The following is an 18289-nucleotide window of genomic DNA, read 5'->3' as shown; positions in this document are numbered from 1 at the left end:
CGACCGGGTACTCACCGGCCTGCTTGTCGCCCGGAATGGTGACCTGTCCGGTCAGGAAACCCCTGTCCGGTCTGAGCATCACGTGCCCGAAGGCGTCCGCAGCGCAGGTCGACCGGGTACTCACCGGCCTGCTTGTCGCCCGGAATGGTGACCTGTCCGGTCAGGAAACCCCTGTCCGGTCTGAGCATCACGTGCCCGAAGGCGTCCGAGTGCACGTTTGACTGCCGGTTGTTGTTGTCGTTGTCGCAGCTCGCCTTGATGGTGACCCGGCTGCCGGCCTGGGCGCTGTTCGGTGTCACCTCGACGAAGGTGTTGTCGCCCGCGCGGGCCGGTGCGACCGACAACAGGATGAACGCCCCGACCAGCCCCACCAGTGCCAGTGCGGACGAGAGCGCGCGGTTGACCGTGCGGATTCCCTGCATGATTTCCCCCCAACCGGCGACGACCGCCGGAACCCTCCCCTGGGCACGCGCGCTGCTTTCCCGCTGGCTCGGGGGCAAACCCGCAGGCGGGCAGGTGGGCGGGTCAGCGCTGGTGGGGGGCGGTCCGGGTGACCGGGAGGCGAGCGATGGGCTGCCAGCCCAGCGGGGAGGAGAGCACCATCGTGCTCGACGGCTGGCCGTACGGGGCGAGCCGGTCGATGACCCCCTCGAACGCGCCGATCGAGCCGGCGGCCACCTTCAGCATGCTGCACGCGTCACCGGTGATCCGGTGGATCTCCAGGATCTCCGGCCAGTCGGCCACCGCCGGGTCGTGCAGGATGCAGCGCGCGCCGTAGCAGGACATCCGGATCAGCGCCAGCACGGTACGGCCGGCGCGACTCAGGTCGACATGGGCGTGGTAGCCGGTGATGACGCCGGCCTCCTCCAGGCGGCGCACCCGCTCCGCTACCGACGGCGGCGAGAGGTGCACCCGCCGGGACAACTCGCTGAAGGAGAGCCGCGCATCGGCCTGCAACTCGCGCAGCAGCGCCCAGTCCATGTCGTCCACGCTCAGACCTTACTTTCGTGAACCAGATTCGCCCAGTTGCCTTCGGTTCGGCAGGAGAAGCCGCCGAGAGCCGTTGATTCGGCATTCCGTAGGCCGATCCGAGCGCGGGATCATGACGTCGGCCAGTCCGGGGGAGGAGACGAGATGGTGGACCAGACGGAGCGGCGGGCGCCGAACCGCCCCGCCACAGTGCGACCGGTGACCCCGAAACAGCGCGCTGCCCAGGCCGCGCGCACCGGCGGCGAGCCGACGCTCGAGTTCGCCGACATGGTGCCGTACGACGCGTACGTGCAGGCCAGTGCGCTGCACAAGATGCAGCATCCGCTCAGCAGCGACCCGGGCGAGATGTCCTTCCTGATGGTCAGCCAGATCATGGAGCTGTACTTCGGGTTGACCTGCCACGAGCTGCGGGAGACCCAGCGGCTGGTCCGCGCCGACCAGATCTGGGCGCGTTGGCCCCACTGCGCCGAGCCAAGCTGCACCTGGAGGGGCTCAACGCCGCCTGGCAGGGCCTGCGCTGGATGAGCCCGGCCGACTTCAACCGGTTCCGCAACCTGCTCGGCGAGGCCTCCGGCTTCCAGTCGGCCATGTACCGGCAGTTGGAGTTCCTCCTCGGCCTGCGCGATCCGACGCTGATCCGCCCGTTCCGCCGGCAGGCCGAGGTGCACGCCGCGCTGAGCGCCGCCCTGGCCGCACCGAGCCTCTGGGACGACGTCCTCGCGCTGCTCGCCCGGCGCGGCTTCGACCTCCCCGCCGAGCTGCTCGACCGGGACGTGGCCGTCGAGCACGACCCGCATCCGTCGGTCGAGGCGGCCTGGGTGCGGATCTACGACGACGCCGCCCCGGACAACCACCTGCGACTGCTCGGCGAGGCGCTGAGCGCGGTGGCCGAGGAGTTCGGCGACTGGCGCTGGAACCACGTCAAGGCGGTGCAGCGGACGATGGGCGCGAAGGTCGGCAGCGGGGGCTCCGCCGGCCTGGCATGGTTGCAGCGCAGCATGGCCCGGGTGGTCTTCCCCGAGCTGTGGTCGGCCCGTACCGCGATGTGACCGGAGAGCGAGACATGCACACCCCTGAACGAGAGGCGCATCGCCTCGACGAGGTTGACCCGGGCCACCGGCACCTGTTCCACGTGCCGCCCGCCGACGGTGGCGACCACCCCGAGGCTGCGTACCTCGCCGGCAACTCGCTCGGTCTGCAACCCCGGGCCACCCGGGACGAGCTCCTGGCCGACCTGGACGCCTGGGGGCGGCTCGGTGTCGAGGGGCACCTGGAGGCGGAGCGCGCCTGGCTGCCGTACCACGAGTTGTTGACCGCGCCGGCCGCGCGACTGGTCGGCGGCCTTCCGGCGGAGACCGTGGTGATGAACTCCCTCACGGTCAACCTGCACCTGCTGATGGTCAGTTTCTACCGTCCGGCCGGTGCCCGCACCCGGATCGTGATCGAGGACGGCGCGTTCCCCTCGGACAGCTACGCGGTGCGCAGCCAGGCCCGGTTCCACGGCCTGGACCCGGACGACACAGTGATCCGGTTGCGTCCGCGCGCGGGGGAGGACGTCCTGCGCACCGAGGACGTAACCGACTACCTGGCCGCCGAGGGCGACCGGGTGGCCCTGCTGCTGCTCGGCGGGGTCAACTACCTCACCGGCGAGCTGCTGGACATTCCGGCGATCACGGCGGCGGCCGGGCGGTCGGCGCGGTGGTCGGCTGGGACCTGGCCCACGCGGTCGGCAACGTGCCGCTGGCCCTGCACGACTGGGACGTCGACTTCGCCGCGTGGTGCTCCTACAAATACCTGAATGCAGGCCCCGGCGCGCTGGCCGGTGTCTTCGTGCACGAGCGGCACCTCGGCGACCCCGACCTGCCCCGCTTCGAGGGGTGGTGGAGCACGGCGGCGGCCACCCGGTTCGAGATGACACCGGTGTCCCGCCCACCGGCCACAGTGGAGGCCTGGCAGATCTCCAACCCGCCGATCTTCGCGATGGGCCCGGTGCGTACCTCGCTGGAGCTGTTCGACGCGGTCGGCATGCCGACGTTGCGCGCCCGCAGCCTGCGGCTGACCGGCTGGCTGGAGTCGCTGCTGGACCAGGTCGTCGCCGACCGGCCGCTGCGCGTGGTCACCCCGCGCGACCCGGACCGGCGGGGCTGCCAACTCTCGGTGCGCATCGGCGCCGGCAGCGCCGCCGAGCTGACCAAACGGCTACGGTACGAACACGGCGTCATCGCCGACGCCCGCGAACCGGACGTCATCCGGTTCGCCCCGGTGCCGCTCTACTCCAGCTACCTGGACTGCTGGCGGGCCGCTGCCGCGCTCGCCGCAACTGTCGGCCGGGTGAACCCGTGACGGCCCGGCGCGACGAGATCGCCATCATCGGTGCCGGCCTGGCCGGCTGTCTCGCGGCCTGCTTCCTGGCCCGGCGGGGCTACCCGGTGGTCCTCTACGAACGCCGCTCCGACCCGCGTACCGGCACCGCCGAGCGGGGCCGCTCGATCAACCTGGCGCTCTCCGAGCGCGGCCTGGACGCGTTGCGCCGGATCGGGCTGGCCGAGCAGGTGATGACCGACGCGCTGCCGATGCGCGGCCGGATGATCCACCCGGTCGAGGGCGAGCAGCAGTTCCAGTCGTACAGCGCGGCCGGCGACCGGGCGATCAACTCGATCAGCCGGGGTGCGCTGAACAACGCCCTGCTGGACGAGGCCGCCGCGCTGCCCGGGGTGCGGGTCGTCTTCGACCACCGGCTGGTCGGTCTCGACCCGACCGACGGCACGCTGGGCTTCGAGACGCCGCACGGCCCGGTCGCGGCCAACGCGTCGGTCGTGCTGGGTGCCGACGGCGCCGGCTCCGCGGTGCGCGGGCAACTGCGCGGGTACGGGCTGCTGGACGAGAGCGTGGACTTCCTCGACTACGGCTACAAGGAGCTGACGATTCCGCCGCTGGGCGGGGACTTCGCCCTGGATCCGGACGCCCTGCACATCTGGCCGCGCGGCACCTCGATGATGATCGCGCTGCCGAACCGGGACCGCTCCTTCACCTGCACGCTGTTCTGGCCCAACGACGGTGCCGGCAGCTTCGCCTCGCTGACCGGCCCGGCGGAGATCGAACAGCACTTCGCCACGCACTACCCGGACGTGGTTCCGCTGACCCCGAACCTCGTCGACGACTACCAGCACAACCCGGTGGGCGTGCTCGGCACTGTGCGCTGCACTCCCTGGCAGGCCAACGGGAGGATCGGCCTGCTCGGCGACGCCGCGCACGCCATCGTGCCGTTCTACGGACAGGGCGCCAACTGCGCCTTCGAGGACGTGGTCGAGCTGGACCGTTGCCTCGACGAGTGCGCCGACGACTGGTCGACGGCGCTGCCGCTGTTCCAGCGTCGCCGGCAGGAGAACGCCGAGGCCATCGCGACGATGGCGCTGACCAACTTCGTGGAGATGCGGGACAGGGTCGCCTCCCCGGTCTTCCAGACCCGGCGGCGGGTCGAGCACGCACTGGAACGGGCCCTGCCCGGCCGGTACGTTTCCCAGTACGAGCTGGTGTCGTTCTCCACCACCCCGTACGCCGAGGTTCGCCGCCGGGTGCGCCGACAGCACCGGGTGCTCGGCGCGATCGTCGGCGGGGCCGCGTTGTTGCTGGTCGGTGCGGTCGGGGCGGTACTGAGCCGAGGGAGGCGCGGATGACCGGCAGCTGGGATTTGCGACTGATGGCCGGCCACGCGCCGAACGGCCCGCACCGGTTGCGCAACTTCGTCGCCGGCGAGTTCGTCGACGGCGGAACAACCTTCGCCAAGGCCAGCCCGGTCACCGGGGAGCAGGTCTTCGAGGTGGACGAGGCATCGCGGTCCACAGTGGACGACGCGGTGGCCGCCGCCCGGGCGGCGCTGCGCGGGCCGTGGGGCCGGATGGGCGAACGGGAACGCGCCGAGGTGCTGCGCCGGGTCGCCGACGAGCTGGAACACCGCTTCGACGACCTGGTCACCGCCGAGGTCGCCGACACCGGCAAGTCCATCGCCCAGGCCCGCACGCTCGACATTCCGCGCGGTGCGGCGAACTTCCGGGCGTTCGCGGAGATCGTGGCGACCGCGCCGACGGAGTCGTTCACGACAGTCACCCCGACCGGGGGGCGCGCGCTCAACTACGCGCTGCGCAAGCCGGTCGGCGTGGTCGCGGTCATCGTGCCGTGGAACCTGCCGCTGCTGCTGCTCACCTGGAAGGTGGCTCCGGCGCTGGCCTGCGGTAACGCCGTGGTGGTCAAGCCCAGCGAGGAGACACCCGCCTCGGCGACGCTGCTCGCCGAGGTGATGGCCGCCGCCGGCGTACCGGCCGGGGTGTTCAACCTGGTGCACGGCTTCGGACCCGACTCGGCCGGCGAACACCTCACCCGCCACCCCGGCGTCGACGCGATCACCTTCACCGGCGAGTCGGCCACCGGCGGCGCGATCATGCGCGCCGCCGCCGACGGGGTGAAGGCGGTCAGCTTCGAGCTGGGCGGCAAGAACGCCGGCCTGGTCTTCGCCGACGCCGACCTGGACGCCGCGGTGGCCGGGTCGGTGCGGTCCAGCTTCACCAACGGCGGGCAGGTGTGCCTCTGCACCGAACGCATCTACGTGCAGCGCCCGGTCTTCGAGGAGTTCACCGCCCGGCTGGCCAAGCGGGCCGGCGAGTTGGCGTACGGCTGGCCGACCGACGAAGCCACCGCCACCATGCCGCTGATCTCGCACCAGCACCGGGCGAAGGTGCTCGGCGCGTACCAGCTGGCCCGCTCCGAGGGCGCCGAGGTGCTCACCGGCGGCGGCACGCCCACCTTCGGCGACGCCCGCGACGGCGGGTCGTACGTGCAGCCGACGGTGCTCACCGGGCTCGGCCCGGACGCCCGCACCAACCGCGAGGAGATCTTCGGCCCGGTGGTGCACGTGGCCCCGTTTGACACCGAGGACGAGGCGTACGCGCTGGCCAACGGCACCGAGTACGGCCTGGCGGCGACCGTGTGGACCCGGGACGTGAGGGTCGCGCACCGGGCCGGCGCCCGGCTGGACGCCGGCATCGTCTGGGTCAACACCTGGTTCCTGCGGGACCTGCGCACCCCGTTCGGCGGGGTGAAGGCGTCCGGCATCGGTCGGGAGGGCGGCGTGCACTCGCTGAACTTCTACTCCGAACTCACCAACGTCTGCGTGGACCTGTCATGAGCGCACCGCAGCGAGGAGCGGACATGGAAGCCGACATCGAGGCCGCCAACCGGGAGCTGGCCGACGCCCGCAGCACCGGCAAGCCCTGCCCTCCGCTGCGCGGGCGGCTGCTGCCGGAGGGGGACGTCGAGTCCGCGTACCGGGTGCAGCAGCTCCAGGCGCGGGCCTGGCAGGGTCGTGGCGATCGCCGGGTCGGCGCGAAGATCGGGTTGACCTCCCGGGCGGTGCAGGAGACCTTCGGGGTGTTCCAGCCGGACTTCGGCATGCTCACCGACGCGATGGCGGTCGGTGACGGCGTCGAGGTGCCCATCGACCGGCTGCTCCAGCCGCGGGTCGAGGCGGAGATCGCGTTCGTGCTCGACAAGGATCTGCCGAACCCGCAGCTCACCACCGTCGACCTGATCCGCGCGGTCGACCACGTGCTGCCGGCGATCGAGATCGTCGACTCGCGGATCGCCGGCTGGGACATCTCCATCGTGGACACCGTCGCCGACAACGCCTCCAGCGGGCTCTTCGTGCTCGGCACCACGCCACGTCGGCTCGCTGACGTCGACCTGCGCCTGTGCGGGATGGTGCTGGAGCACGCGGGCGAGCCGGCCTCGGTCGGCGCGGGCGCCGCCTGCCTGGGCAACCCGCTGCACGCCCTGCACTGGCTGGCCGACACCCTCGCGCGCGCCGGTGACCCGCTGCGCGCCGGGGACGTGGTGCTCTCCGGTGCGCTCGGCCCGATGGTGGCGGTCACTCCCGGGGCCGCGTACGAGGCCCGGATCTCCGGGCTCGGCTCGGTACGCACCTGTTTCAGCAACGGAGGCAACCAGTGAGCGCGAGGAGTGAGCTTACGAGCCCCGCGGTCGCGAACAGCAGCGGCGCAGTGACCGGCGTGGCGGTGCTCGGTTCCGGCAACATCGGCACCGACCTGATGATCAAGGTGTTGCGGCTCAGCGGCAGCCTGCGGATGGTGGCGATGGCCGGCATCGACCCGGCCTCCGACGGACTGGCCCGGGCCCGCCGGCTCGGCGTGGCCACCACCGCCGACGGCGTGGACGGGCTGGTCGCACTGCCCGAGTTCGCCGACGTCGAGCTGGTCTTCGACGCCACCTCGGCGGGCGCGCACCGACACCACGACGAGGTGCTGCGCGCCCACGGCCGCACGGTGGTCGACCTGACCCCGGCCGCGCTCGGCCCGTACGTGGTGCCGCCGGTCAACCTCGACGAGCACCTGCACGAGCCGAACGTCAACATGGTCACCTGCGGCGGGCAGGCAACGGTGCCGATCGTCGCCGCCGTGCGCCGGGTCACCCCGGTGGCGTACGGGGAGATCGTCGCGTCGATCGCGTCGAAGTCGGCGGGTCCGGGCACCCGGGCCAACATCGACGAGTTCACCGAGACCACCGCCCGGGCCATCGAGGTGGTCGGCGGTGCCGAACGGGGCAAGGCGATCATCGTGCTGAACCCGGCGGACCCGCCGCTGCTGATGCGGGACACCGTCTACTGCCTCTGCCCGGACGCGGACGCCGACACCGCCGCCATCGCCGCCTCGGTCAGCGACATGGTGGCGACGGTGCAGGAGTATGTCCCCGGCTACCGGCTCAAGCAGGCCGTGCAGTTCGACCGGGTCGAGGCGTACCTGCCGTCGCTCGGGCGGCGACTCACCGCCCTCCAGGTGTCGGTCTTCCTGGAGGTCTCCGGCGCCGGGCACTACCTGCCGGCGTACGCCGGCAACCTGGACATCATGACCTCCGCCGCGTTGCGCACCGCCGAACGGCTGGTCGCCCTGCGTTCCTCGGAGGTGGCCGCGCCATGACCGACCTGTACATCCAGGACGTGACACTGCGCGACGGCATGCACGCCATCGCCCACCAGTACACCGTCGACCAGGTGCGGACCATCGCCGCCGCCCTGGACGCCGCCGGGGTGGCCGCGATCGAGGTGGCGCACGGCGACGGGCTCGCCGGTTCCAGCGTCAACTACGGCCACGGCGCGGCCAGCGACGCCGAGTGGATCGCGGCAGCCGCCGAGGTGCTGACCACGGCGAAACTGACCACCCTGCTGCTGCCCGGCATCGGCACCATCGCCGACCTGAAGGCGGCGAAGGCGCTCGGGGTGACCAGCGTCCGGATCGCCACCCACTGCACCGAGGCTGACATCTCCGCCCAGCACATCTCCTGGGCCCGGGAGAACGGCATGGACGTGGCCGGGTTCCTGATGATGTCGCACATGAACGATCCGGCCGGGCTGGCCGAGCAGGCCAAACTGATGGAGTCGTACGGCGCGCACTGCGTCTACGTCACCGACTCCGGTGGCCGGCTGCTGATGTCCGACGTGGCGCAGCGGGTCGACGCGTACCGGCAGGGCCTCGCCCCGGAGACGCAGATCGGCATCCACGCCCACCACAACCTGTCGCTCGGGGTGGCGAACAGCGTTCTCGCCGTCGAGCACGGCCGCATCCTCGGCGCCGGGCCGCTCGACGCACCGGCCGGCCGGACCGTCCGGGTCGACGCGTCCCTGGCCGGGATGGGCGCGGGCGCCGGCAACGCGCCGCTGGAGGTCTTCGTCGCGGTCGCCGAGCTGCACGGCTGGCAGCACGGCTGCGACGTGTTCGCGCTGATGGACGCCGCCGACGACCTGGTCCGCCCGGTGCAGGACCGGCCGGTCCAGGTGGACCGGGAGACGCTCTCCCTGGGGTTCGCGGGGGTTTACTCCAGCTTCCTGCGGCACGCCGAGCGGGCCTCCGCGCGCTACGGCGTGGATGTCCGGTCGATCCTCGTCGAGCTGGGCCGACGCCGGATGGTCGGCGGCCAGGAGGACATGATCGTGGACGTCGCACTCGACCTGGCCGGCAAGGAGCAGCAGTCATGATCGGACCGGACGTCGCGGGGATCGCCGAGAAGCTGGGCACGGCCGCCGGCACGGCCACCGCGATCCCGCAACTCGCCGCCGAGACCGGCCTCGACGTGGACACGGCGTACGCCGTGCAGGCCGCGTTGCTGCAACGCCGGCTGACCGCCGGTGAGCGGCTGGTCGGGTTGAAGATGGGGCTGACCAGCAGGGCGAAGATGGCCCAGGTCGGCGTGGACGAGGTGATCTGGGGGCGGCTCACCGACGCGATGCGGGTGCCCGACGGCGGTGCCGTGGACCGGGCCGGGTACATCCACCCCCGGGTCGAGCCGGAGGTGGCGTTCCTGCTGGACCGGCTGCCCGAGCCGGGCGAACCGGTAGGCGACTTCGCCACGGCGGTCCGCGCGGTCGCCCCGGCCATCGAGCTGATCGACTCCCGGTACGCGGACTTCCGGTTCTCCCTGCCAGACGTCATCGCGGACAACACCTCGGCCGCCGCGTTCGTGATCGGGCCGTGGTCGCCGGTGCCGGCCGGGCTGGACAACCTGGGCGTGCTGCTGGAGGTCGACGGGCGGGTGGCGCAGGTCGGCTCCACGGCGGCGATCCTCGGTGATCCGCGCCGCGCACTCGACGAGGGCATCAGGCTGGCCGGTCGGCACGGGGTGCGGCTGGAGTCCGGCTGGGTCTTCCTGGCCGGCGCGGCCACCGCCGCCGTCCCGCTGCGTCCGGGTGCGCACGTGCGGGCCGTCGTCGAGAAGCTCGGCACGGCCTCGCTGCGGGCGTCGTCGTGACCGCGCGGGTGGTGGCGGGGAAGGCCACGCCGCGTGGGGCTTTTCCGCACGTCAAGGTCGCCGGTGGGTTCGTCTTCGTCTCCGGTACGTCGTCCCGGCGGCCGGACAACAGCTTCGCGGGTGTCGAGGTGGACGAGTTCGGTACGACGAACCTCGACATCCGGGCGCAGACGCGGGCCGTGATCGAGAACATCGGTGATCTGCTGCGCTCGGTCGGCGCGGACCTCACCGACCTTGTCCAGGTGACGTCGTACCTGGTCAACATGAACGACTTCGGTGGTTACAACGAGGTGTGGGCGGAGTTCTTCGACGCGTCCGGGCCGACCCGGACGACGGTGGCGGTGCACCAGCTGCCGCACCCGCATCTGCTCATCGAGATCCAGGCCGTGGCCCTTCTTCCCTCGGGAGGTCAGTCGTGAGTGAGATCGCCGAGCCGTTCAGCTTTCCGGGCTGGATCGCGGACAACCAGCACCTGTTGAAGCCGCCGGTGGGGAACAAGGAGATGTTCCCCGGCGGGGACGACTTCATCGTGATGGTGGTGGGCGGCCCCAACCAGCGCACCGATTTCCACGTCGACCCGTACGAGGAGTTCTTCTACCAGGTCAAGGGCAACATGCACATCAACCTGGTGACCCCGGAGGGGCCGCGTACGGTGCACGTGCGCGAGGGTCAGATGTGGATGTTGCCGCGCAACACCCCGCACTCGCCGCAGCGGCCGGAGGCCGGCTCGATCGGTGTGGTCGTCGAGCGGGTCCGTGAGGAGGGCACGCTGGAGACCTTCCAGTGGTACTGCCCCGAGTGCGGGCACAAGGTGCACGAGGTGGAGTTGCAGGTGCGCGACATCGCCGCCGACCTGCCGCCGGTGTTCCAGGCGTTCTACGCCGACGAGGCGGCGCGGACCTGCGCCAACTGCGGCACCCTGCATCCGGGCAGGGGCTGATGCCGGCAGGCGTGGTCGACGTGCACACGCACGTCGTACCGAAGGGGTGGCCGGACCTCGGCGCGGCGTGCGGTGGGTCCGGCTGGCCGTGGTTGCGGGTCGACTCCGAGCGCGCCGCCATGATCATGGTGGGGGAGACGGAGTTCCGCCCGGTCGGCGCCGAGTGCTGGGACGCGTCGCGCCGACTGGCCGACATGGACGCCGACGGCGTGGACGTGCAGGTGGTCTCGCCAACGCCGGTTTTCTTCAGCTACGACCGCCCCGCCGACCAGGCGGTGAAGGTGGCCCGGATCTTCAACGACCTGACCCTGGAGGTCACCGCGGCCGGTGGCGGCCGACTGGTCCCGTTCTGCCAGGTCCCGCTCCAGGACCCGGACGCCGCCTGCGCGGAGCTGGACCGCAGCCTCGCCGCCGGGCACGTGGGCGTGGAGATCGGCAACCACGTCGGCGACCGGGACCTGGACGACGCCGGTGTGGTCACCTTCCTCCAGCACTGCGCCGAGGTGGGCGCACCCGTCTTCGTCCACCCGTGGGACATGCCGGGCGGGCCTCGACTGGACCGCTGGATGGCCCGCTGGCTCACCGGCATGCCCGCCGAGACGCACCTGTCGGTGCTGGCGATGATCCTGGGTGGCGTCTTCGACCGGGTGCCCGAGACGCTGCGGATCTGTTTCGCGCACGGCGGCGGCAGCTTCCCGTTCTGGCTCGGCCGCGCCGACAACGCCTGGCACCGCCGTGGCGACCTGGTCCGGGGGGCGTCCGCCGGGCCGCCGAGCAGCTACCTCGACCGGTTCAGCGTCGACTCGGTGGTCTTCGCGCCGCCCGCGCTGCGGCTGCTGGTGGACACCCTGGGGGAGGACCGGGTGCTGGTCGGCAGCGACTACCCGTACCCGCTGGGCGAACGCCCGGCCGGTGCGGTGGTCCGCGACGCCGACTTCCTCACCGACACCCAACGCGACAAGATCCAATCCCGCAACGCCCTGCGCTTCCTGAGCGGATGAAGCGCGCCGCACCCGTGGCATGACCAGATCTTGGACAGTTTCCGTTCCCGCCTAACGGAAACTGTCCAAGATTTGCGGGCAGGCGTGGCGTAGAACTGCGCCGAGGTCCGGTTGGTCCGTTTCCGGACGGCAGAGCGTGTCGGCTGCGCCAAAGGCCGGCGACCGGCAGGATGGCGGGATGGCCGAGCCGCACGACCTGACCGCGCTGGAGCAGGCCGCCGCGATCGCCAGTGGAGACCTGTCCAGCGTCGACCTGGTCGAGCACCACCTGCGGCGGGTGGCGGCGCTCGGCGACACAGTGGGCGCGTTCGTCACCGTCACCGCGGACCTCGCCCGGCAGGCCGCCCGCGCCGCCGACGCGGTCCCGGTCGAGCGGCGCGGCCCGCTGCACGGTGTGCCGACCGCGATCAAGGACCTGACGCTCACCGCCGGAGTCCGCACCACCTTCGGTTCGGCCGCCTTCGTCGACTTCGTCCCCCCGGTCGACGCCGACGTGGTCCGGTTCATCAAGGCGGCGGGCTGGTCAGCCTCGGCAAGACGACCACCTCCGAGCTGGGCTGCTCGCTCTACTCCGAGGGCCGGGTCGCGCCGCCGGCCCGCAACCCGTGGCAGCTGGCGTACACCGCCGGTGGGTCCAGCGGTGGCGCGGCGGCGGCGGTCGCGGCGGCCTCGTCCCGGTCGCCCAGGGCTCCGACGGCGGCGGGTCGCTGCGCATCCCGGCGTCGCTCTGCGGCCTGGTCGGCTACAAACCCAGCCGGGGCCTCGTCTCCGGCGGGCCGATCGGCTCCGGCGCGTTCGGCCTGCCCACCAGCGGCCCGCTCGGGCGGACCGTCGCCGACGTCGCCGCGCTGCTGGACGTGATGGCCGTCCCGGTGCCCGGCGAGCCCTACCTGCCACCGCCCACACCCGGTCGGTGGCTTCCTGGCGACCGCGCGCGCGGCCGAGCCCGGCCGGCTGCGGATCGGCCGGTTCACCACGCCGATGCTCGCCGACGGACCGGTGCACCCCGACTGCGTGGCCGCCGTGGACCGGGCCGCCGCGCTGCTCAGCGCGGCCGGCCACGAGGTGGTCGAGGTGCCGCCGCCCCTCGGGCCGGCGGCGTGGCCGCTGTTCGAGATCCTCTGGTACGTGCTGGCGCTCACCCCGGTGCCACCGCAGCGGGAGGCGGAGCTGCTGCCGTTGACCCGGCTGCTCCGGGCCCGGGGTGCTGAGATCTCCGCCGGCACCCTGGCCGCCACCCTCGGGGAGTTGCAGGCGCAGGTCCGCCTCGGCGCCCGCCGCACCGCCGGCTGCGACCTGCTGCTCTGCCCCACCCTGGCCACCCCGCAGGCACCCGTCGGCTGGTTCACCGCCGACGCCGATCCGGCGGCCGATTTCGACAGGCAACGCCGGTTCTCGCCCTACTGCGCCATCTTCAACGTCACCGGCGATCCCTCCGTCTCGTTGCCATTGGGCAGCACCACCGACGGCCTGCCGGTCGGGGTGCTGCTCACCGGCCGATACGGCGACGACAAGCGGCTCATCGCGACCGCTGCGCAACTGGAGAAGTGGAGTGACGGTTGGGATCGGCACCCCGCGATCTGGCGAGCCGTCGACTCCGCTAACGTGAATGGCGACGGAGTCGGGCGGTCGACATCATGATTGTCCATCCGACCCGGTTGTTCGAGGTCGTCCTTCTTCCGCCTGGGGGCGTTGGGATTGTCTGTTACCGAGACGTTGCTGGTCTTCGTCGGCATCCCGTTGGCCGCGGTGCTGGTCATCGCCGGCCTGTCGTACGCCGGTAGCGGTGGTGGTGGTGCCACCGGCGGCGGTGGTGGTGCCAAGCGCTACCGGCCGGGCCGGCCCTTCGACTTCACTCCGGTCTGGTTCCTGGGCCGCCCGGAGCAGCTGGCCGACTCGGCCGGCACCGCGCTGACGGCGGGGGCGCAGGCGCCCGCGCTGACCAGCCACAAGCTTGAGCAGGCCAGCGTCGAGGCGCCGGCCGGTGGAACCGGAGGCGCAAGTGACCGTTGGTGAGAAGCAGGCCGGGTCGGAGAATCGGCCCGAGGTGCTGGACGGGCCCTTCTCGACCCGCCAGCTGCTGCGCATCGACGAGGCGTTGCGCCTGGCTGACAAGGGCACCGGGCTGGTCTTCTCGGTCTTCGTCGGTGGTCTCGACGAGCCGATCCGGGAGCACGCCCAGCGGCTGCACCGTCAGCTCGCCGAGCCCGACAAGTCGGTGCTGATCGCGGTGTCGCCCAACCAGCGGCAGCTGGAGATCATCACCGGGCGGTACGCGCGCAAGCGCATCCCCGACACGTACGCCAAGCTGGCCGCGCTCTCCATGGTCGGCGCGTTCAGCGGTGGCGACCTGGCCGGCGGCATCATCAACGGCCTCGACCAGCTCGCCAGCCACGCCGGCAAGGGCTGACCTGCACAGACGACGTGCCGGCAGGCACGATCGTGCTCGACCCAGGAAGTAGGGGTCTCGGCTGCGGCTGAGGCCCCTTTTCCCATGTTCGAGCACGATCTTCCCCACTGACAGTCCGGGGCCGACGCGGGCGCACACCCACGCCGGCCCCGGGCCGGACAACCGCTGCTCAGGCGCTCTGGGCGTCCCTCGCGCGGGCCTTGAGCGCCCGCACCACGCCGTCGCGGCCCTCGGCGACCAGCCGCCGCAACGGGCCCGGGTGCCCGTCACCGGCCAGCCACGCGTCGGTGGCCGCCACCGTGTCGTCCTCCACCAGGTAGGTCGGGTACGCCAGCTGGGCGAACTCCTGGGCCGGCTCGCTGTCCCGGGTGGCCCACACCTGCCCGACCGCCGCGAAGTACCGCTCCCGGTACGGGGCGACCAGCTCCACCTGCGCCGGATGGGCGAGGCCCTGCAACAACGCGCGGTGGCGCCAGTTTGGCAGCGCGTCCGGACCGGTGAGCAGGGCCCACACGGCGGCCTTGTTCTCGGCCGTCGGGATCAACGCGTGCGCGTACGCGGCCTCCCGCTCGCCGCTGGCCGTGCGGTCGCGGGCCAGTTCCGCCTCGATCTCGGCGGTGCCGGCCGCGCCGTTGGCCACCAGCGCGGCGAGGAGCGACCAGCGCAGCTCGGTGTCCACTGTCAGCCCGGCCGGCATCCCGGTGCCGTCCAGCCAACCGCGCAACGTCGCCAGGTCCTCCGCGGAGCGGGCCGCCGAGGTGAACGCCCGGGCCCAGGCCAGCTGGAAACCGCTGCCGGGTTCGGCGGCGGCGAGCGCATCCCGGGCGGTACGGGCCAGCTCCGCCCAGCCGGTCGGTGCCCAGGCCGGGTCGGCGTAGAGGGTGAGCGTGGTGGTCGCCTGACGCAGGGTGGCGGTGACCAGGTTGATGTCGGTCTCGGCGGGGAGCCCGCTCAGCGTCAGCGCCACGTAGTCCCGGGCGGACAGCTCGGCGTCGCGGGTCATGTCCCAGGCGGCGGTCCAGCACAGCGCGCGGGCCAGCGACGACTCGAAGCCGCCGATGTGCTGCACCACCGTCGCCATCGACCGGTCGTCGAGGCGCAGCTTGGTGTAGCTCAGGTCGTCGTCGTTGACCAGCAGCACGTCGGCGGCCCGGACGCCGCGCAGCTCGGCGAGGTCGGTGCGCTCGCCGGCCACGTCCACCTCGTAGCGCTCCCGGCGGACCAGCCGGCCGTCGGTCAGGTCGTACAGGCCCACGCCGATCCGGTGCGTTCGCAGCGTCGGGTACGCCGCCGGCGCCTCCTGCCGCACCAGCACCTGCTCGTACCTGCCGTCCGCGCCGATCGTCAGCTCCGGCCGCAGGGTGTTGACCTGCGCGGTCTCCAGCCACTGCGCGGCGAACTTGCGCAGTTCCCGCCCGGACGCGGCCTCCAGCTCGGTGAGCAGGTCGTCGAAGGTGGCGTTGCCCCAGGCGTGCTTGCCGAAGTAGGCCCGTAGCCCGGCGACGAACGGCTCCTCACCCACGTACGCGACGAGTTGCTTGAGCACGCTCGCGCCCTTGGCGTAGGTGATGCCGTCGAAGTTGACCTCGACGGCCTCCATGTCCGGCATCTCGGTGTAGACCGGGTGGGTGGAGGAGAGCTGGTCCTGCCGGTAGCCCCAGTTCTTCCGGATGGACAGGAAAGTCGTCCACGCCTCGGTGAACCGGGTCGCGTGGGTGTTGCACCAGTGGCTGGCCCACTCGGCGAACGACTCGTTCAGCCACAGGTCGTTCCACCAGCGCATGGTGACCAGGTCGCCGAACCACATGTGGGCCAGCTCGTGCAGGATCGTGTTGGCCCGCTGCTCGTACTCGAAGTCGGTGACCTGCGAGCGGAACAGGTAGTGCGACTCGGCGTGCGTCACGCAGCCGAAGTTCTCCATCGCGCCGGCGTTGAAGTCGGGCACCCAGAGCTGGTCGTACTTCGGCAGCGGGTAGCGCACGCCGAACTTCTCGTGGAAGAAGTCGAAGCCCTGCTTGGTGATCAGGAACAGGTCGTCGGCGTCCAGATACGGTGCCATCGACGCCCGGCAGAACACCCCCAGGTCGATGCCGTCGTGACTGTCCCGCACCTCGTGGTACGGCCCGGCGCACAGCGCGGTGATGTAGGTGCTCATCCGGGGCGACACGGTGAAGTGCAGCGTCTTGAGCGCCTCACCGGCCGGCTCCTCCCGCTGCACGGGCATGTTGGACACCGCCCGCCAGTGCGCCGGCACGGTGACGTGCCAGGAGTAGACGCTCTTCAGGTCGGGCTGGTCGAAGCAGGCGAACACCCGCTGCGCGTCGGCCGTCTCGAACTGGCTGTAGAGGTACGTCTCGCCGTCCACCGGGTCGACCGTCCGGTGCAGACCCTGACCGCTGTTGGAGTAACCGAAGTCGGCGTCGACCACCAGGGTGTTGTCGCTGTCCAACCCGGACAGGGTCAGGCCCTTCTCGGCGGACCAGTCGGAGAGGTCGACCGGCTCGCCGTTCAACGTCGCGGAACGCACCGACTCGGCGGCCAACTCGATGAATGTGCTGGCCCCCGGCTCGGAGCAGCGGAACCGGACCTCGGTCGTCGACCGGAACGTGCGACCGTCGGCCGCCAGCACGGCGGTCGACAGGTCGAGACTGATGTCGTACCCCGTCACGTTGAGCAGGCGTGCCCGCTCGGTCGCCTCGACCTGGGTCAGGTTGCGCACTCCCGGCACTGTTCGTCTCCATCCCACTTTTCGCCCGTACGCCCAGCGGCGCCCGTCCGCCAACCGCTCGTGGCGGCCGGCCCGGTTTCGAGTCTTCCATGTACGGGCAGCCGGCGGTGGCCGAGGTCACGCTCTCATTCGGGTGCTGGTCGACGCGGCGTGGGGTGAAGATTCTCCAGAGAAGCCGATCGTCGGCGCCACCCGTCGCGAAGGGATCTCACCGTGACCGATCGTGTCACCGCCGACATGTGGTTCGACCCGGCCTGCCCGTGGGCGTGGATCACTTCCCGTTGGCTGCTCGAGGTCGAGCAGGTCCGGAACGTGGACATCCGCTTCCACGTGATGAGCCTGGCCGTGCTCAACGACGGCCGGGACGAGCTGTCCGAGGACTACAAGGAGTTCCTCAAGACCGCCTGGGGCCCGGTGCGGGTCTGCGTCGCCGCCGAGCAGCGGTACGGCAACGAGGTGCTGCGCCCGCTCTACACCGCGCTGGGCACCCGGATCCACCTGCAGAAGCAGGAGCGGAACACGGAGCTGTACGTGGCCGCGCTCACCGAGGCCGGCCTGGACCCGGCGTTGGCCGAGGTCGCCGACAGCACCGACGTCGACGACGCCCTGCGGGCCAGCCACGAGGCCGGCATGCGCCCGGTCGGGCAGGACGTCGGCACCCCGGTCGTGCACGCGCCCGGCCCGGACGGCAGCCCGGTCGCGTTCTTCGGTCCGGTGATCACCCCGGCGCCGAAGGGGGAGGTTGCCGGCCGGCTCTGGGACGGCGTGCTGCTGGTCACCGCCACCCCCGGCTTCTACGAGCTCAAGCGCACCCGGGAGCAGGACCCGATCTTCGACTGATCCCGAACCACCGTGCGCCCCCGTCCGAGCTTCGCCAGCTGCTCGGGCGGGGGCGTGTCGGGTCGGACGCCGAGTGCGGCTGCGGGTCGTCGGACGGTTGTGGCGTCACCGGTGGGCGGGCGGCGTCGTTTCCCTCGGTGTCCGCCGCAGCGACCCGCAGGGCCGCACCCCGCAGCTCGTGGAGGCAATCCCGATGGCCAAGCACCGTGCGTCCGGTGACGATCAGCTGACCCGCCGGGGGGTGATCGAGACTCCCGACGCGGCCTACTGGTCCGTTGACGACTCCCGCTGGCCGGCGGTCCGCCCGGACCTCCCCGCCCACCTGGTGGATCTGCTCGCGCCACCCATCGTGGTGGGCGTGGCCCGGGTTCCGGTGACCTCCCGGCTCACGCCGCCCGCGCCGACCAACCCGCCGTCGTCAGCCACCGCCTCCCTACCGACGGATCTGCCGGTGCCGACGCCGGCGGCGGCGGCACCAGCGGAGCCAGCGCCCCCGCCGCCGGCCCCGCCACGACCGGTGCCGACGCCGCCGCCGAACCCACGGCCCGTTCCGTCGCCGCCTCCGGAGC

Annotated in this window: 14 protein-coding genes and 5 pseudogenes; 16 read left to right on the top strand and 3 right to left on the bottom strand. The window is 72.0% G+C overall.

Going from position 1 to position 18289, the window contains the following annotated elements; translation table 11 throughout:
* Window positions 1-98: 98 nt before the first annotated feature.
* Both JM949_RS22365 and JM949_RS22360 read right to left on the bottom strand, forming a co-directional pair.
* Window positions 99-374, bottom strand: a pseudogene (locus JM949_RS22365) (hypothetical protein); the annotation flags it as partial.
* A 128-nt stretch (window positions 375-502) separates the two neighbouring features.
* Window positions 503-990: pseudogene (locus tag JM949_RS22360) on the bottom strand (Lrp/AsnC family transcriptional regulator); the annotation flags it as partial.
* 147 nt (window positions 991-1137) lie between these two features.
* On the opposite strand from JM949_RS22360, the pseudogene JM949_RS22355 reads away from it, so the two are divergent.
* From JM949_RS22355 to JM949_RS22290, 14 genes and pseudogenes are all read left to right on the top strand, one after another.
* Window positions 1138-2039: pseudogene (locus JM949_RS22355) on the top strand (tryptophan 2,3-dioxygenase).
* 14 nt (window positions 2040-2053) lie between these two features.
* Window positions 2054-3333: pseudogene (gene kynU, locus JM949_RS22350) on the top strand (kynureninase).
* Window positions 3330-4667 carry an FAD-dependent oxidoreductase gene (locus JM949_RS22345; protein ID WP_203150311.1) on the top strand — a complete coding sequence of 446 codons (1338 nt, stop codon included), beginning with the start codon at window positions 3330-3332 and terminating at the stop codon, window positions 4665-4667. The pseudogene kynU and the gene JM949_RS22345 overlap by 4 nt, the downstream one beginning before the upstream one ends.
* Before the next feature lie 23 nt (window positions 4668-4690).
* Window positions 4691-6172 carry a 2-hydroxymuconic semialdehyde dehydrogenase gene (locus tag JM949_RS22340; protein WP_203150315.1) on the top strand — a complete coding sequence of 494 codons (1482 nt, stop codon included), beginning with the start codon at window positions 4691-4693 and terminating at the stop codon, window positions 6170-6172.
* Between the two features lie 23 nt (window positions 6173-6195).
* Window positions 6196-6993, top strand: a complete 798-nt coding sequence (locus JM949_RS22335) for a 2-keto-4-pentenoate hydratase (RefSeq protein ID WP_203150310.1) — start codon at window positions 6196-6198, stop codon at window positions 6991-6993.
* A 50-nt stretch (window positions 6994-7043) separates the two neighbouring features.
* On the top strand, window positions 7044-7976 hold the full coding sequence (locus tag JM949_RS22330; protein WP_309232273.1) for an acetaldehyde dehydrogenase (acetylating): 933 nt from the start codon (window positions 7044-7046) through the stop codon (window positions 7974-7976).
* Window positions 7973-9031, top strand: a complete 1059-nt coding sequence (dmpG, locus tag JM949_RS22325; RefSeq protein ID WP_203150309.1) for a 4-hydroxy-2-oxovalerate aldolase — start codon at window positions 7973-7975, stop codon at window positions 9029-9031. The genes JM949_RS22330 and dmpG overlap by 4 nt, the downstream gene beginning before the upstream one ends.
* Complete coding sequence (locus tag JM949_RS22320) at window positions 9028-9801, top strand: 2-keto-4-pentenoate hydratase (RefSeq protein WP_203150308.1); 774 nt, start codon at window positions 9028-9030, stop codon at window positions 9799-9801. The genes dmpG and JM949_RS22320 overlap by 4 nt, the downstream gene beginning before the upstream one ends.
* Entirely contained in the window at window positions 9798-10220 is a 423-nt protein-coding gene (locus JM949_RS22315; RefSeq protein WP_203150307.1) for a RidA family protein, read from the top strand. Before JM949_RS22320 ends, JM949_RS22315 begins: the two co-directional genes overlap by 4 nt.
* Window positions 10217-10741, top strand: coding sequence for a 3-hydroxyanthranilate 3,4-dioxygenase (locus tag JM949_RS22310; RefSeq protein WP_203150306.1), 525 nt, complete (start codon window positions 10217-10219; stop codon window positions 10739-10741). Before JM949_RS22315 ends, JM949_RS22310 begins: the two co-directional genes overlap by 4 nt.
* A complete protein-coding gene (locus tag JM949_RS22305; protein ID WP_203150305.1) occupies window positions 10741-11742 on the top strand; it encodes an amidohydrolase family protein in 1002 nt (333 codons plus the stop codon). Before JM949_RS22310 ends, JM949_RS22305 begins: the two co-directional genes overlap by 1 nt.
* A 178-nt stretch (window positions 11743-11920) precedes the next feature.
* A pseudogene (locus tag JM949_RS22300) lies at window positions 11921-13383 on the top strand (amidase).
* Window positions 13384-13434: 51 nt separating this feature from the next.
* Entirely contained in the window at window positions 13435-13758 is a 324-nt protein-coding gene (gene ctaJ, locus JM949_RS22295; protein WP_456320237.1) for an aa3-type cytochrome oxidase subunit CtaJ, read from the top strand.
* Window positions 13745-14152, top strand: a complete 408-nt coding sequence (locus tag JM949_RS22290) for a DUF5130 family protein (protein WP_203150304.1) — start codon at window positions 13745-13747, stop codon at window positions 14150-14152. Before ctaJ ends, JM949_RS22290 begins: the two co-directional genes overlap by 14 nt.
* Before the next feature lie 169 nt (window positions 14153-14321).
* Here JM949_RS22290 and pepN read toward each other — a convergent pair whose 3' ends face one another.
* Window positions 14322-16871, bottom strand: a complete 2550-nt coding sequence (gene pepN / locus JM949_RS22285; RefSeq protein WP_203150303.1) for an aminopeptidase N — start codon at window positions 16869-16871, stop codon at window positions 14322-14324.
* A gap of 222 nt (window positions 16872-17093) precedes the next feature.
* Between pepN and JM949_RS22280 the strand changes: the two genes are divergently transcribed.
* The gene (locus JM949_RS22280; protein ID WP_203150302.1) at window positions 17094-17720 is read left to right on the top strand and encodes a mycothiol-dependent nitroreductase Rv2466c family protein; all 627 of its coding nucleotides are present in this window, start codon (window positions 17094-17096) and stop codon (window positions 17718-17720) included.
* A 193-nt stretch (window positions 17721-17913) separates the two neighbouring features.
* A partial coding sequence (locus tag JM949_RS22275; protein WP_203150316.1) for a hypothetical protein occupies window positions 17914-18289 on the top strand: 376 nt, incomplete at its 3' end.

Origin of the sequence: Micromonospora tarensis, from assembly GCF_016803395.1 — a bacterium.
GTDB classification, from domain to species: Bacteria; Actinomycetota; Actinomycetes; order Mycobacteriales; family Micromonosporaceae; genus Micromonospora; species Micromonospora tarensis.
Note: the sequence above shows the minus strand (reverse complement) of the source record. Positions and strands in the feature narration are given on the sequence as shown.